Here is a 15,101-nt window from a genome sequence, read left to right on the forward strand (position 1 = left end):
AGTAGAATGATATGAAAAGGATTGCGTATCGTTTTTTTCTCATTGTGTTATTGAGTGTTTTGGCTGTGGAGGTTTTTCCTGTTTCGGCGCAAGAGGGCTCGTGGTTCGATGAAGGGAATTACGATGAAGAATGGCTTGACAAGAATTTCGATAACGATGTGATGATTATTTCCACGCCCGAGGAGTTCGCTGCTTTTGGTGAATATATGACAAGGTCGCTGTGGAATTATCCGAACAAGACCGTTCGATTGGCGGCCGATATGGATATGTCGGCTCATATATGGGAAACTCCTTCCATTAAAAATTATTTTAGAGGTGTATTCGATGGTGACGGTCATAAGATCAGCGGATTGACGATAGTGCCGCATATGGGTGGGGGCGGTTATTCCGACGATTATTTCTATGTTTTGTCCGGTTTGTTTGGATCGGTTCGTGGAACTTCCGAGATAAGAAACTTGGAGTTGGACGAAACTTGTCGGATAGCATGTGCCAAAGAGTACGATTTCTTTTTCGGAGATTTGGAGTTCCAGATAGGGACGATAGCTGCATCGGCGATTGGCGATGTGCGTTTTTCTCATTGTGTCAATCGAGCCGATGTCGTATTTACTCCGTGGCTTCAAAAGACCGATTCTCATGAGATGGTATGTTCTGTGAGCGGATTGGTCGCCCATGCCGATGGAGCGACGATAGACCATTGTTCCAACGATGGGGAAATAATAGTGGATATAGGTGAGCATAGCGATCTTACCGATGTATGGGTGTCAGGCTTGGTCGGACGTAGTCGGAGTGTTTATGAGAAAGGCGGTAGTCTTATTTCGAGTGTCAACGAAGGGAACATCTCGGTTTCGAATGCCAAAGGTGATATATTTGTGGGAGGACTTTCGAGCAATTATACATTTCGTATAGACAGTTGCGAGAACCATTCGGTCGTTAAGGTGAATGCCCGTGAAGGGAGTGCTTATGTCGGCGGGGTTTCCTCGGCGAGCATGGGTATAACGTACAGTTTCAATAGGGACTCCGTGATTTGTGAAAGCGATGGTTTTGAAGTACAGGTAGGAGGCGTTTGCTCTTATTCCTTTTATAATAGTTCGCAAACCGATTCGTTGTACACCTGTGGAAACGAAGGTGAGATCGAGGTTAAATCGAATGGTTCGATGTTATCGGTCGGGGGAGTGATGGGTCAGAATACAGATTGCCCGGTTGTAGATTGCTGGAATCGTGGAGGTTTGAAAATCGAAAGTTCGGCTCCCCGCTCTTCGTCCCGTTGGAATGCTATTTATGCAGGTGGACTGGTCGGATATTGTGAAGAACCGGTGTACAATAGCTATAATCGAGGAAATATCTCTTTAATCGACGCACATATAGATGTGGAAGGTTCTTCACAGGGAAGCGTCGGAGGCTTGGTGGGAAAGGCTTATAAGTTATTGTGGAATAGTTATTCGACGGGTGATGTATACAGCGATGTCGCTAGTGTCAAGGTGTGCCGGTTGAGTGAATCGAATGTGCATTCTTGCTATTATAACAGCGATGCTGTTGTGGAGGGTACAGAAGTCGGCGAGAACGGTATTGCGTATAGCACAGCAGAGATGCAGTCTGCCGGGAGCGGTTTTTTGGATGCCTTGAACAATGCGGTGAAAGGCGATGCCGTATGCCGGAATTGGGAATATTTTCCCGGGGAAAACGACGGCTATCCGGTGCATATCGACCGTATTGTCGATGGAGTGGATTCGCCGGCAGATCATTCGGTGGGTCGAGTGTACGCTGCAAACGGACGTTTGTTCGTACAAAGCGATCGGTCGATGCAGTTGTCTGTTTACAAAGTGACGGGACAAATAGTGAAGATAATGAATGTAGTTGAGGGCTTGAATACCGACTATTTACCTTGTGGTGTATATGTCGTGGCGGGACAAGTAGTCGCAGTAACGGCAGGGAATAAATAAAGAAAAGAATAAAACGAAATATCTATGTTGAAGATTGAAGATTTACATGCCAGCATAAATGGCAAAGAGATATTGAAAGGGATAAACCTCGAAGTGAAACCGGGCGAGGTGCATGCGATTATGGGGCCTAACGGTTCGGGGAAAAGTACGCTTTCCGCCGTATTGACCGGTAATCCGGCTTATGAGGTGACTCGTGGCTCGGTCGAGTTTTATGGGAAAGACCTTTTGGCTTTGTCACCCGAGGATCGTTCTCACGAAGGTATATTTTTGAGTTTTCAATATCCGGTGGAGATACCGGGTGTGAGTATGGTTAATTTCATGCGCACGGCTGTGAACGAGCAACGCAAGTACAGAGGCCTCGAACCACTGTCGGCTACCGATTTCTTGAAACTTATGAGGGAAAAGCGGGAGATTGTGGAGCTGGATAATAAACTGGCCGGTCGCTCGGTAAACGAGGGCTTTTCGGGTGGAGAAAAGAAACGGAACGAGATATTCCAGATGGCTATGCTCGAACCCCGTCTTTCCATTCTCGATGAGACCGACAGCGGGCTGGACATCGATGCCCTGCGTATTGTTGCCGGCGGTGTGAATAAATTGAAGTCCGAGAAGAACGCGACGATTGTCATCACACACTATCAACGTTTGTTGGACTATATCGCCCCCGATTTTGTCCATGTGCTCTATAAGGGGAGAATCGTGAAATCGGGCGGTCCCGAATTGGCTCTTGAATTGGAAGAGCGCGGGTATGACTGGATAAAAAAAGAGTTGGGCGAAATTTAAGTCGATATGGGTGCAGTACAACAATATATAGATTTATATAGGTCTCAAAAAGATTTGATAAATGGCCATTCGTCGGCCGTGATGAACGGGTTGCGCGAAGAGGCTGTGTCTTTGTTGGAGAGTCGGGGATTACCCTCTTTGAAAGACGAGGAACACCGGCGGACAGATATAGAGTCGGTCTATTCTCCCGATTACGGGTTGAATCTGGGTCGGATAGATATAGAGACCAATCCTTATGAAGTGTTTCGTTGCGATGTGCCTAATTTGAGTACGTTGCTCTATTTCGTTGTCAATGACTCTTTTTACAAACGGGTTCAGCCGGTATCATCTAAACTCCCTGACGGCGTTTTGGTGGGTAGCCTTTGTGACATGTCCTTGCAATACCCCGATTTGGTATCGCGTTATTACGGAAAGGTCGCCGATATGAAACGAGACGGAACCGTTGCCTTGAACACGGCTTTTGCCCAAGACGGCTTCTTTTTGTATATTCCGGACGGAGTCGTCGTGGAAAAACCGATACAGTTGGTAAATATCCTTCGGGGCAATGTCGATTTTATGGTGAATCGCCGGTTGTTGATTGTCGTAGGAAAACGGGCGCAGGCCAAATTGCTGGTGTGCGATCACTCGGACGAGGCTGCCGTTAAATTCCTGTCGTCGCAAGTTTGCGAGATATTCGTGGACGACGACGCAGTGTTCGACTACTACGATATAGAGGAGTCTTCGGAGAATACGTCGAAAGTTTCGTCGGTGTTCGTGCGTCAAGGGGAACGATCTAACGTATTGGTCAATGGTATTGTATTGCATAACGGAGTAACCCGTAATAATTACTATTCGGCTTTTGAAGGAGAGCATGCCGAATTGTCTCTATGCGGTATGGCTATCGCCGATAAAGGACAGGTCGTCGATACGTATACGCATATAGATCATGCCGTGCCTCATTGCCACAGTAACGAGTTGTTCAAATACGTGTTGAACGATTCGGCGCGAGGTTCGTTCAGCGGGCGTATATTGGTCCGACACGGGGCGCAGAAAACCGAAGCCTATCAGAGTAATAAGAATTTGTGTGCATCCCCACTCGCTAAGATGTACACGAAACCTCAACTCGAAATTTATGCAGACGACGTGAAGTGTAGTCATGGAGCCACGGTCGGTCAGCTCGACCAAAATGCCTTGTTTTATATGCGGTCGCGCGGTATTCCTGAGCCCGAAGCTCGCATGTTGTTGATGTTTGCGTTTACCAACGATGTCATCGAGTTGGTACGGCTCGATGCCTTGAAAGATCGGCTACGCCAATTGGTTGAGAAAAGGTTCCGTGGGGAGTTGGCGAAATGCTCCGGTTGTCAAGCGTGTCATTAAGATTTATGAGAAAGGAGTGCCGTTATGTTTGATGTCGAAAAAATAAGGGAAGATTTTCCTATTCTGAGTCGGGAGATTTCGGGAAGACCGTTAATCTATTTGGATAACGGCGCTACGTCTCAGACTCCCAAGTGTGTGGTCGATCATATTGCCGATACTTACTATCGGGTAAATGCAAACGTGCATCGTGGAGTCCATACGCTTAGCCAAGAGGCTACCGATGCCCACGAAGCTGCCCGCTGTCGGGTGCAACAGTTCATCGGGGCCGGTTCGTCTTCGGAAATTATTTTTACAAGAGGAACAACGGAGGCAATCAATTTGGTGGCTTCTTCTTTTGGAGATGAGTTCCTGCACGACGGCGACGAGGTTATTCTCACCGTTATGGAACACCATGCCAATATCGTGCCGTGGCAACTTTTGCAGCGCCGGCGCAATATCAAACTCCGGGTAGTTCCCATCGACGAACGTGGAGATTTGAACGTCGATACATATAAGTCTCTTTTCAATGAGCATACTCGTTTGGTCGGTGTCGCCCATGTCTCGAATGTATTGGGGACGATTAATCCGGTGCGTGAAATGATCGCTTACGCTCATGCGCAGGGGGTTCCTGTCTTGGTGGACGGCGCACAAGCCGTACCTCATTTGCGGGTGAATGTACAGGAGCTCGATGCCGATTTCTATGTGTTCTCGGCTCATAAAGTATATGGACCTACGGGGATAGGTGTGTTATACGGTAAAGAAAAGTGGCTCGATGCCATGCCTCCTTATCAAGGAGGCGGGGAGATGATCGCTCATGTCGATTTTTCGGGTACGACTTTCGGGGAGTTGCCTTTCAAGTTCGAGGCCGGTACACCGGACTATGTGGGGACGAGCGCTTTTGCGACGGCTTTGGATTATGTCGATCATATAGGATTGGAATCTATTGCCGCTCATGAAAACGAATTGTTGCGTTATACGACCGATCGATTGCAAGACATAGAAGGTTTGCGCATATTCGGTACTTCGGAACATAAAAGTTCGGTTATCTCGTTTTTGGTGGACGGGATACACCATTACGATATGGGTATGTTGCTCGATAAATTGGGTGTTGCCGTTCGCACGGGGCATCATTGTGCACAACCGTTGATGACCTCTCTCGGTATCGAGGGTACAGTGCGAGCCTCGTTCGCCGCATATAATACGAAAGCCGAAGCGGAAGCATTTGTTGCGGCTGTGAAGCGTGTCGTTCAGATGTTTCGGTAGAACCGGTTTTTATCGGAATCGTTTTTTCCCTTTGAGAAAATAGTCTATTGTTATGTTGCGCCCGGATTCGGGGAATGTTTTTAACAAATCGGTATTCGGAAATTCGGTGTATCGTTTGCGCATTTGCCGAAAGTCATTGTGGGCGCGTAGTATGGCACGGGCATGGGAAAACTGTCCTAAAAGGGCGAACCGCACAAAAGCCAGCGTGTCATAAAGCCTGCGGACAAACAGTGTCTTTTTCCCTTCTTTGCAGGGCAGGTTCTTGTGCAACATTAAAAGGTTGTTGCGAAAGTTGAGATAGGTTTTCCGGGGATTGGCGGCATCGAGTGATGCTCCTCCCAAGTGATAGACCGTGCTTTGCGGTACGACAGCGATGCGGTATCCTGCGAGATGGATGCGCCAGCAAAGATCAATCTCTTCCATGTGCGCGAAGAATGAAGGATCTAATCCTCCGACTTTTTTATAGATTTCAGAGCGGACGAAAAGAGCCGCACCACTGGCCCAGAAGATGTCGCATATATCGTCGTATTGTCCTCGGTCGGTTTCGAGGGTATTGAAAATTCTTCCCCGGCAGAACGGGTAACCGTAACGATCGATAAATCCGCCGGCCGCACCTGCGTATTCGAATTCTTCACGCTTCCTTAATGACTTGATTTTGGGTTGACAAGCCGCTACATCGAGGTTGCCCTCCGCAAATTCCAACAGAGGTTCGAGCCAGTGTGGAGTGGTTTCGACATCGGAGTTAAGCAATACGGCGTATTTGTAATCCAGCATCTCCAACGCCTTGTTGTAGCCTGCGGCGAATCCGTAATTTTGAGGGAATAGCAGCGTTTTAACTTGTGGAAATTCCTGTTTGAGAACTTCGACCGAGTTATCGTCGGAACCATTGTCAACGACTATGACATCGGCTATATTGGCATTGGTGTGGGCACATACCGAAGGAAGAAATTTACGCAGTAAATCCTCTCCATTCCAGTTGAGTATAATGACGGCGATTTTTTTCATATCATGTACCGGGAAAATCCTCGTGTTTGTATTTCCAACGTTTGTGAGTCCACAACCATGCCCACGGATTCCTGAGAATCGTTTTTTCCATGATGGCCGTGTAGCGATCGGTGATTTCGAATTCGGGCAGTTCGTTGGGGCGCAGGGCTATTTCTCGTATAGTCGTTTTGTAGTATCCGCGCTTAACGATTTCGACATCGAAGTAAAGAACGGCGAAATCCGTTTTACGGGCGATTTTTTCGAAGCCGGTCAATACGGGAGAGTCTTGCGAAAGGAATCGAGCCCAATGGTGTATATTTGTCGGTGAGGGGGTTTGATCGGACATGAAGCCTGTAATGGACGGTTTGCCCGAACGTTTCATTTGTAAGATGGCTCTTAACGTATCTTGTTTGGCAATACATACGGAACCGAATCGGGAACGAAGTTTCAGGAAAAAACGATCGAACCACTTGTTTTTCAAGGGGCGATATATTTGTGCGAACATGACATCGGGTGTGCGAGTCCACAGCGTTACGGACGGAACCCATTCCCAATTACCGAAATGCCCTAACAGGATAATGATAGAGCGGTTTTCTTCAAAGAGACGGTCTATGATTTCTACCTGTTCGAATTTCATGCGGCGACGCATTTCCTCGTCGGAGATATGCATTAGCTTTATAGTTTCGACGATATAGTCGCAGAAGTGGTGATAAAATTTCTGTTCCAGTTGTTTCAGTTCCTTGTCGGTCTTATCGGGAAACGCTTTGCGCAGATTTTCGGATACTAATTTTCTCCTGTAATGAACGATGTAATATAGAGGGAAATATAAAATATCGGATAGAATATATAGTATCCGCATGGGCAAAATAGCATGCAGTTTGAACCACAGGTAAAGCGGAGAATAGACGATATTTTGAAGAGTCTCTTTTTTCATATCACGAATTTATATTTCGATTGCGAGCAGAGCATCTCCCGACTCGTTAAATTCTCCTAATTTAACAGGGCGACAAGTATTTACCCACTCTTTACGATAGGGCATTTCTACCCGTATGTAGTTGTCTGTGAATCCATGCATAGGAGCCCCTTTGCGCGGTTGCTCGAACAATACGGGACGTATTGTCCCTTGAAATTTATAATAGAAGTCGTGCAATTTCTTCTCGGAGATTTCGAGCATGCGACGGCAACGCTCGTGTCTTTCGGGGACGGGAACGACCGGATTGATTTTCAACGCTTGCGTTCCGGGTCTTTCGGAGTAAGTAAACACGTGTAGTTGTGAAATGTCGAGGCTTGCGACGAAACGACGGCTTTCCTCGAACAGTTCTTCGGTTTCGCCCCGTACACCGGTAATGAGATCGACACCGATGAATGCATCGGGTATCTTTTCCCGTATGGTTTCGATTTTACGGGCAAATAAATCGGTGTCGTAGTGACGGTGCATCAATTTCAAAACGGTGTCGCTACCCGATTGCAGAGGTATATGGAAATGAGGGGCGAATCGTTTCGACCGGGCGACGAACGAAATGATGTCGTCGGTCAGTAGATTGGGTTCTATCGAGGATATACGGTAGTGTTCGATTCCTTCTATTTGATCGAGCGACTCGATGAGGTCGAGAAAGGTTTCTCCGGTTTGTTTGCCGAAGTCTCCTATGTTGACTCCGGTAATGACAATTTCTTTTCCTCCGGACAGGGCTACTTCCCGAGCTTGTTCGGTAAGTTGTTCGATGGTTCCGCTTCGGCTTCTGCCCCGTGCGAACGGAATCGTACAATAGGTACAGAAGTAGTCGCAACCGTCTTGAACTTTTAAAAAATATCGGGTGCGGTCACCTCGGGAACAAGAGGGAGAGAATTTTTTGATGTCTTTGGTAGGGGTCGTGACGATATTTCCTTTTTGTTTTTTCTGCAAGTCTCCCAAGTATTGCAGGATATCGAGTTTTTGTTCAGCTCCTAAGATCAAATCGACATCGGGAATATGGGATATTTCTTCGGGTTTGAGTTGTGCGTAGCAGCCGGTGACGACGATAAACGCTCCGGGGTGTTGCCGGGCTATCTTACGGATTGTCTGACGACATTTTTTATCGGCCAGTTCGGTTACCGAACAAGTATTGACCACGCAAATGTCTGCTTTCTCTCCCGGTCGTATTTTGCGAATGCCGTTTTCTTCGAGAATTTTTCCAAGTGTGGAGGTCTCGGCAAAATTAAGTTTACAGCCCAATGTATAGTAGGCCGCTGTTTTATTTTCGAATGTATGGACGTCTATCATATTCAGCCGGTCGTGATGCAAAATAAAAAACAAAGGTACTCATTTCGTTTGAAAATACCTTCCCATAGATTTCTAATAGTTGTTTATGAGGGAACTATTTTGCAAACTATGTTGTATATTTGTCGGCAAATGCACAAATAAACAGGATTTGGTACAACCGAATATCATTTGTTTCTGTTTCCGTTTGTACTATCTTTGTTACCAAACTATTTAAATCTTGAATATGATTCCCGAAAATTTTATAAAGCTATATGAGTCAAGTTTTCGTGAAAACTGGGATTTGCCAGCTTTGACCGATTATAATGAACAACGTACGCTCACGTATGAAGACATGGCGCGAGAAATCGCAAAATTGCATATCCTTTTTCGCCATTGTCAAATCAGAAGAGGCGATAAGATCGCATTAGTGGGAAAAAATACGTCTAACTGGTGTATCGCCTTTATGGCCACCGTTTCGTATGGTGCTATTTTGGTTCCGATCCTTCAAGAGTTCAACCCTCATGATATACATCATATTATCAATCATTCCGATTCGGTGTTGCTGTTTGTCGGCGATCATATTTGGGAAAATATCGAAATGGAGAAGTTACCCGAAGTGAGGGCTGCTATTTCTTTACAAGATTTTTCTTGCCTTGTGCAACGCGATGGCGAGGAGATTGCCAAGTGTTTGCGGGAGATGAAGCGGAAATTCAAAGCTACTTATCCGAACGGTTTCAATAGAGAGGACATCAAGTATGCCGATTTGGATAACGACAAAGTTATTTTGATTAATTATACATCGGGGACAACCGGATTTAGTAAGGGAGTGATGCTAACCGGGAACAATTTGGCGGGAAATGTCATGTTCGGTGTTCGTTCTCACTTGCATTATAAGGGGAGTAAATGTATTTCGTTCTTACCGTTGGCACATGCTTACGGGTGTGCCTTCGATTTGTTGGTTCCTTTGGCCGTGGGTACACATATCACGTTGTTGGGTAAGATTCCTTCCCCTAAAATTTTGCTGAAAGCGTTGGAAGAGATAAGACCTAATTTGATTATTTGTGTTCCTCTGATTTTAGAAAAAATTTATAAAAAACAGATACAGCCGTTGCTCAATAAAACGCCTATGCGGTGGGCGTTAAATATTCCTATATTGGACAGTCGGATTTACGGACAGGTGAGGAAGAAATTGATCGATGCTTTCGGAGGCCGATTCGAGGAGGTGATTGTGGGTGGAGCCCCGATAAATAGGGAGGTAGAGACTTTCTTGCATAAAATAAAATTTCCCTTTACGGTGGGATATGGAATGACCGAATGCGCTCCGTTGATCAGTTATACACCCCATCGGGAGTTTAGACCGGGATCGTCGGGGCGGACATTGTTCGGGTATGTAGAGACCAAAATAGATTCTCTTGACCCGGAAAATATTCCCGGTGAAATATGTGTACGGGGCGAACATGTGATGAAAGGTTATTATAAAAACGAGGAGGCGACGAAAGCGGTTCTCGATGAGGACGGGTGGTTGCATACCGGTGATATGGGAACCATAAGCGCCGATGGTACTATTTTTATAAAGGGTCGCTCTAAGACAATGATTCTCACTTCGAACGGGCAAAATATTTATCCCGAGGAAATAGAGGCTAAACTGAATAATATGCCTTTTGTGATGGAAAGCCTAATTGTCGAGCGGGACGGGAAATTAGTCGCTTTGGTATGTCCCGACTATGAAGCGATGGATAGTTACGGTGTCTCTAATAGAGATTTACCGATGGCTATGGAGGAGGTCAGAAATAATTTAAATAAGATGTTGGCTCCATACGAGCAGATTACTCGCATTCAACTTTATCCGAATGAATTCGAGAAAACACCTAAAAGGAGTATAAAACGATATTTATATGATAATTGAACTTTTTTTGAATCATTTTTTACAGAAAAAATGAAAGATTCTGAAAAAAAAGTAAGATTAAGAGTACAACATATAAAAAGAATATATACCTTTGTGGCGTTTTTGAAGCAAAAAAATATTGTTTTATCTTTAATTTGAAGGAAATGAAAAAGTTAGTTTTGTTCTTCGCTGTTGCATTTGCAATGTCTTTCGCTTCTTGTGGCAATAAAGCCGCTGAATCTACCGAAGCTACTGATAGCGTTGCTGTTGTAGAAGAAGTTGCAGTAGAAGTAGTTGATACTGTTGCTGCTGACTCTGTTGCAGTTGACTCTGCTGCTGTTGCTGAATAATTTGCAACTTAAACAAGGAAAGAATTGGAGCTACTCTCGGGCGAGAGATAGCTCTTTTTATTTTTAGTCCGGCTCGTTGTTCATGTGCTTGATTACCCGACAAGGATTTCCCACCGCCACACAGTCGGCAGGAATGGAACGGGTGACTACGCTGCCGGCGCCTATGACACTGTTACGCCCGATCGTAACTCCCGGCAAGATAATGGCTCCACCTCCTATCCATACATTATCTTCGATTTTTATGGGAAGTGCGAATGTATTGCAAATGGCTTTACTTTCGTCCCAATTTTGCATGGTTCTTTCTTTTACATTTGTCGAGTGTGTGGCTGTGTATATTTGTACGTTGGAGGCAATCAAAACATTATTGCCTATTTCGATACGATTATTATCTACGAATGTACAGTTCATGTTGATAATGACTTTATTGCCTACGAATATATTTTTTCCGTATTCGCAGCGAAAGTCGATGTCTACATGGACATTTTCTCCCAAATGCCCGAACATTTCCCGTAAGATGGCTTCTTTTTGTTTCGTGTCGGCATAATCCGTAGAATTTAATTTTACAAGCAGACGTTTGGTTTTTAATGTCATCTCTGCCAATTCTTTGTCTTTCCCATCAAAGATTTCTCCGTCCATACATTTTTGAAATTCTGTTTTCATGTTCTTAAATTACAGATTATTGTTTATTGATAAAATTATCTATGCTTGCATGAGTCTTCCCGCCGTCGGCGACAGGTGTTTTTATGACCTGCGCCTCGGGAAGTTTGGTATGTATTTCAAGTTCTATGGTTTCGATGGTTCAAATAGCCGATAGAGAACTTTTGAAGAACCCCGGTGTTATAGCCGTTTTTTACGGTCAGTTTCTCAGGTTTTTTAAAACTTACCGCTTATTTTATTTTCATGATTTTCCGAATCGTATTGGGTATTTCGATGTTATCGTTCAAAGCTCCGAATTGTCGGGCTTGGCAGCCAATGGCGTAGAATGGAACGAATCCACCCGTGTGTGAAAAGCTGGTCCAGCCTACTCCTATTTTTTTATTCAATAGAGCAATGGCATCGGCAACGAGCGGTTCGCTTTTTGCATATAGTGTAATTTCCTGTTTACTGCTTTTTTTAACAATCGTCTCGTAGTAGCATTGCATTAACTGGGCCTCCTCCCCTGCGTTTACAGGAATTTTATCCCATAATCCGGTGTTCTCGGCCAATATTTTTTTTGTTTTTTCCCAAGTATCTATTTCTCCTGTCTCTCTCATTTTTTGAAATAATTTGGAGAGGGATTCTTTGGACATTTTTTGATAGTTTACATACTCCCAGTTGAAAGGGTGTGTAGTCGTTTCTCCAATGGTGAGCCCTCCGGTTTCGTGGTCGGCGGTTACGATGATGAGAGTTTCATCGGGGTGTTTCTTATAGAATTCGTATGCCAAGCGTACACTTCGATCGAATTCGATAGTTTCCTTAATTGCCGTAGCTATATCACGTGGGTGAGAAGCGTGATCGATACTTGCGCCTTCGATCATCATGAAAAATCCTTTTTTATTTTTCTTTTTATATAGTTTTTCTATACCGGCTTGAACCATAAACTCCAAACCTAATTTACCGGGCTCCCTTTCTATCACGTAGGGTAACCATTTTTTGAGTGTGGTATCGGTATCTACTAGGAGTATTTTGTCTGCATTTTTTTGGGAGTTATAGCCTTCCGGACCTCGGCATACCGTGTAGCCTTTTTGGCGATAGTAGTCGTATATATAAGGTTGGCTTGGGTCTCTCCTGTTAAATGGTTTCATTAATGTACTCCCGGCTAAAAAATCGAATTGGCTATCTGCGCCTTTTTTACCTATTTGGTAGGTGTCGTTTCGCATTTGCCCGGCATAAAAGGCCGCAGGGGTAGCATCGTCGAGTTGCCCGCTGGTGATAATTCCGATTGCATATCCTTTGTCTCTCAGTTGTTTGGCAACAGAGGTTAACGGTTGTTTGTCAGGACCGATTCCGATATGAGCTAAATTGGTTTTATGACCGGTAGCCAATGCTGTGCCTGCGGCAGCGGAGCAAGTGATGAGACTATTGTTGGCATAGGTTCTGATGGCGGAACGGACAGGGAAATCGAGGAAAACCAGCGATTCGTTTCCATCTTCATAGTTCCCGTTTTCGTAGAAAAGTTGGGTTGCCATTACATGGGCAAAACTCATGCCGTCACCGATACAATAGAAGATGTATTTGGGTGTTTTTGCGGATAATGCGGCCGTAAAGAATAGGGCGATGAAAAGAACCAAAGACTTTTTTGCAAATTGTTTCATAGGCTTTTGTGTGTTAATGTTATTGTTTTTCTTTTTTTTATTTCATAGAGCAACTGAGTGATTTGGGCCGATTCATTGTTTCACTGTATGTATTTCCAAATCGGTCTGTTACTTTTATTTCTATGGTAGAGGTTGCGTTCGATGCTGTGGCCTTGAACATATGGGCGGTCGCACAGGAAACGAAATCGGCTGTCGGGGTAGCCCCTACGTTTAGCCTTTTGGCTTCGTAAGAAATAATATGTAAGGGGTCTTTGGCAACGACTCGTTTCACCTCCAAAGGTTTGCCGTTTTCGGTCATCTCGACTTTCCATTCCGGGTCATATCCCCAAACATTGACCAATATCTCGTTCTTATTATTTTTTGTCCCGTAAGTATCGCTGTAAGCTCCCATTTCCGCTTCTGTGGACTCAGGAGCAAAGGCTTCGGCCGTAATATGACATTGGTTCAGGTCGTAGCTGCGGAACTGTTTCGATTCTTCCTCTTTGATTCCTTTGTAGAGCCATTTTACATCGTTGTCGTTTATTGAGAATATTTTGTACCCACCGGGTGAACCGTCTTTGCAAATATGGTTGTTTGCATATCCGTTTTTACCGGTCCACCACCATGTCGCGCATACCGCTGCAATATTATGTTCGATAAGTTGATCGGAGGGTTCGATGGTGTAATTGATGTGGGTATGCCCAGTGATGACATGAGCGTTGGTAAATTCTTTGAGGTAATTGACCAGTGTCGATCCTCCGCTCATGGAAATAGTATTTTTTTGTGGTAAAGATGTGGGGTTGGCATATAGTTGTGCGTGCATGGCTACGAATAGTGGCGCATTTTTGTCGGTAACGGTCGCTAAGTCCTTTTTTAACCAACTGAGCTGGTCTTCCGTGAGTTTCTTGTTGTAGTTACGTTTGCCGATCGTTCCTTGACTGGCTCCTGTATTGATGTATTGAATGTTGTCCAATACAATGTAGTGTACATTCCCCAAATTGAAAGAATAGTAAGTCGGCCCTATGATATCTTTATAAGCCTGCTCGGCTTGCCAGTCGTCTGCACAGTAAGGGTTGTTATCGTGATTTCCTGTACAGTTGAAAATGGGCAGATCGACCGATTTGATAGTGATCAGGTACTTGCTTAAATCATAACGATTGGAATACCAATATTGATCCCAAGTCATATCGCCCAACGTGAGGCCGTATACTTTTTTGCCTTCTGACCTATATTTTTCTACCGTGGTATTTAAGTCTGGTAGAAATCTCAGTTTAAACTGAGATAGGTCATTGTTGCGGTTGGCCAAGTGCATATCGGCTAAGGCTAATAAAACATGATTGGTGTTGTCGGTTGCGGTGAGTTCGAAGTCGTGTTGTTCTACGGAATCGTCTTTTGCCAAACGATAGAAAAAAACGGGTTGGTTGTTGTCTTTAATCGCAACTTCGTAATTTCCCGGAACAGAGATAAATACAAATCCACTTTTTTTATCGGATTGTATATAATATCGTCCTTGCTCGTCGGTCTGTACTACGTTATATCCGTCGGATACGACGACATTGGGTAAGGGTTTATTTTCGCAATATACTACACCTTTGAGAGTCATGCCGGCAATATCGGGAATGTTTAAGTCTACGGCATTCTCGATAATCAATGTCGTTTTTCCCAATCGGCAGGAATCTGTTTCCCGTTTGAGCCATAACTGGTATGTATCGGAGACGATATTTTTCGGCATGACAATGTCGGCACTCTGTTTCGTAACCGAGGCAAGAGGTAACGCATAGGTATTGTTGGCAGCGGTCTCGGATATCAAAGCGACTGTATCGGATTGCAGAAATCCTTCGCCTTGCATGGTAACCGTACTGTCCGGTGAGGTATGAATTTGGGCTTCGATCGAGAAATTTTTAATTTCTATCTTTGAGCTTACCGAGTCGGTAGGGGGGATAATACCTTCCGGAATACTCTCTTTTTCGGAACAGTTTTGAAATAAAAATGAGCTGCCAATCAGTGTACTTACGATTCCTATGGTTTTCAACAGTGTTTTCATGGTAAATC

At 44.7% G+C, this 15,101-nt stretch carries 12 protein-coding genes; 6 read left to right on the forward strand and 6 right to left on the reverse strand.

Translation table 11 applies throughout. The features are described 5' to 3' along the window. Window positions 1-11 precede the first annotated feature (11 nt). From QVD32_RS00305 to QVD32_RS00320, 4 genes are read left to right on the forward strand one after another with little or no spacing between them, the layout of a single operon-like run. Window positions 12-1,940: a hypothetical protein gene (locus QVD32_RS00305; RefSeq protein ID WP_021891501.1), complete on the forward strand. Its 1,929-nt coding sequence runs from the start codon at window positions 12-14 to the stop codon at window positions 1,938-1,940. A 24-nt stretch (window positions 1,941-1,964) separates the two neighbouring features. Further along, entirely contained in the window at window positions 1,965-2,720 is a 756-nt protein-coding gene (gene sufC, locus QVD32_RS00310) for a Fe-S cluster assembly ATPase SufC (RefSeq protein ID WP_008862709.1), read from the forward strand. A gap of 6 nt (window positions 2,721-2,726) precedes the next feature. Beyond that, the gene (gene sufD / locus QVD32_RS00315; protein ID WP_021891500.1) at window positions 2,727-4,076 is read left to right on the forward strand and encodes a Fe-S cluster assembly protein SufD; all 1,350 of its coding nucleotides are present in this window, start codon (window positions 2,727-2,729) and stop codon (window positions 4,074-4,076) included. A 24-nt stretch (window positions 4,077-4,100) separates the two neighbouring features. Beyond that, window positions 4,101-5,318 (forward strand): aminotransferase class V-fold PLP-dependent enzyme, encoded by a 1,218-nt coding sequence (locus QVD32_RS00320; RefSeq protein ID WP_021891499.1) that lies wholly within the window; start codon window positions 4,101-4,103, stop codon window positions 5,316-5,318. 9 nt (window positions 5,319-5,327) lie between these two features. Here the strand turns inward: QVD32_RS00320 and QVD32_RS00325 are convergent, their stop codons facing one another. The 3 genes from QVD32_RS00325 to mtaB are packed head-to-tail and all read right to left on the reverse strand — an operon-like array spanning window position 5,328 to window position 8,562. Then, a complete protein-coding gene (locus QVD32_RS00325) occupies window positions 5,328-6,323 on the reverse strand; it encodes a glycosyltransferase family 2 protein (protein WP_021891498.1) in 996 nt (331 codons plus the stop codon). 1 nt (window position 6,324) lies between these two features. Beyond that, complete coding sequence (locus QVD32_RS00330; protein ID WP_021891497.1) at window positions 6,325-7,236, reverse strand: lysophospholipid acyltransferase family protein; 912 nt, start codon at window positions 7,234-7,236, stop codon at window positions 6,325-6,327. A gap of 9 nt (window positions 7,237-7,245) precedes the next feature. Further along, window positions 7,246-8,562 carry a tRNA (N(6)-L-threonylcarbamoyladenosine(37)-C(2))-methylthiotransferase MtaB gene (mtaB, locus tag QVD32_RS00335; RefSeq protein ID WP_021891496.1) on the reverse strand — a complete coding sequence of 439 codons (1,317 nt, stop codon included), beginning with the start codon at window positions 8,560-8,562 and terminating at the stop codon, window positions 7,246-7,248. A gap of 223 nt (window positions 8,563-8,785) precedes the next feature. On the opposite strand from mtaB, the gene QVD32_RS00340 reads away from it, so the two are divergent. After that, a complete protein-coding gene (locus tag QVD32_RS00340) occupies window positions 8,786-10,447 on the forward strand; it encodes an AMP-binding protein (protein ID WP_008862703.1) in 1,662 nt (553 codons plus the stop codon). Window positions 10,448-10,590: 143 nt separating this feature from the next. Then, entirely contained in the window at window positions 10,591-10,776 is a 186-nt protein-coding gene (locus tag QVD32_RS00345) for a PG1828 family lipoprotein (protein ID WP_021891495.1), read from the forward strand. 63 nt (window positions 10,777-10,839) lie between these two features. On the opposite strand, the gene QVD32_RS00350 is transcribed toward QVD32_RS00345, so the two are convergent. The 3 genes from QVD32_RS00350 to QVD32_RS00360 all read right to left on the reverse strand — a co-directional run bounded on the left by QVD32_RS00350 (window position 10,840) and on the right by QVD32_RS00360 (window position 15,093). Continuing rightward, window positions 10,840-11,436 (reverse strand): sugar O-acetyltransferase, encoded by a 597-nt coding sequence (locus tag QVD32_RS00350; protein ID WP_021891494.1) that lies wholly within the window; start codon window positions 11,434-11,436, stop codon window positions 10,840-10,842. Between the two features lie 227 nt (window positions 11,437-11,663). After that, a complete protein-coding gene (locus tag QVD32_RS00355) occupies window positions 11,664-13,070 on the reverse strand; it encodes an alkaline phosphatase (RefSeq protein WP_021891493.1) in 1,407 nt (468 codons plus the stop codon). 37 nt (window positions 13,071-13,107) lie between these two features. Continuing rightward, window positions 13,108-15,093: a calcineurin-like phosphoesterase C-terminal domain-containing protein gene (locus tag QVD32_RS00360; RefSeq protein WP_021891492.1), complete on the reverse strand. Its 1,986-nt coding sequence runs from the start codon at window positions 15,091-15,093 to the stop codon at window positions 13,108-13,110. Window positions 15,094-15,101: the final 8 nt, after the last annotated feature.

This window comes from Barnesiella sp. (assembly GCF_022723415.1).
Classification (GTDB): Bacteria; Bacteroidota; Bacteroidia; order Bacteroidales; family Barnesiellaceae; genus Barnesiella; species Barnesiella intestinihominis.